Source organism: Mesorhizobium sp., from assembly GCF_004962925.1.
GTDB lineage: Bacteria > Pseudomonadota > Alphaproteobacteria > Rhizobiales > Rhizobiaceae > Mesorhizobium.
Window position 1 is genome coordinate 1 of the sequence record NZ_SUEO01000412.1, and the last position, 776, is coordinate 776.

The following is a 776-nucleotide window of genomic DNA, read 5'->3' on the forward strand; positions in this document are numbered from 1 at the left end:
TCCGGCCGGGCCTGCAATCGCCGACGCTCGCCGCGCGCATGACCTCGACGCTCGATTGCCTCCCGCCGGCACGGCGAACAGAGGATGGCGTATGCCGATCTGGGAATTTCTTGAGACTTACGGCCCTGCGCTGACGCAGGGCACACTCGTCACCTGCACGCAATTTGTGCTCGCCTCCCTTGTGGCTGTCGTTACAGCTATGATCGCAGGGCTGGGCACGCTATCCAGGAACAGGATTATCCGTGGCAGCTCGATCGTATACATCGAGATATTCCGCGGAACTTCGCTGCTCGTTCAGCTCTACTGGATCTTCTTTGTCCTGCCATTGTTCGGACTGACACTCGAAAAGTTCACCGCCGGCTTCGTCTCTGTTGGGCTCAACTGCGGGGCTTATGGTGCGGAACTCGTCCGCGGCGCCATCCAGTCGGTCCCTCGCGGGCAATGGGAAGCGGCAACAGCAATCAACATGACCCCGTTCATCCGGATGCGGCGTATCATCATGCCGCAGGCATTCGCGATCATGCTGCCCCCTTGGGGCAATCTGCTGATTGAACTTCTCAAGGGGACCGCTTTGGTTTCCCTTATTTCGGTGACGGACTTGATGTTCCAGGCGAAGCAGATCAACGCCTCGACCTATTTGTCTGCGCAAGTATTTGGAACCGCTCTCATCATCTACTACGTCCTGGCTCGGCTCCTGATAACGCCGCTCATAAGCCGGATGGAACGGATCGTTGCCCGGAGGCTGGGCAAGGCATGATTCTTGATTGGAGTTGGGA

The 776-nt window shown here is 58.1% G+C and carries 1 protein-coding gene; it reads left to right on the forward strand.

The window, feature by feature from the left end; translation table 11 throughout:
• Positions 1–757 (forward strand): ectoine/hydroxyectoine ABC transporter permease subunit EhuC (gene ehuC / locus E5W87_RS35455; protein ID WP_367118917.1); only part of this gene is annotated, 757 nt, incomplete at its 5' end.
• Positions 758–776: the final 19 nt, after the last annotated feature.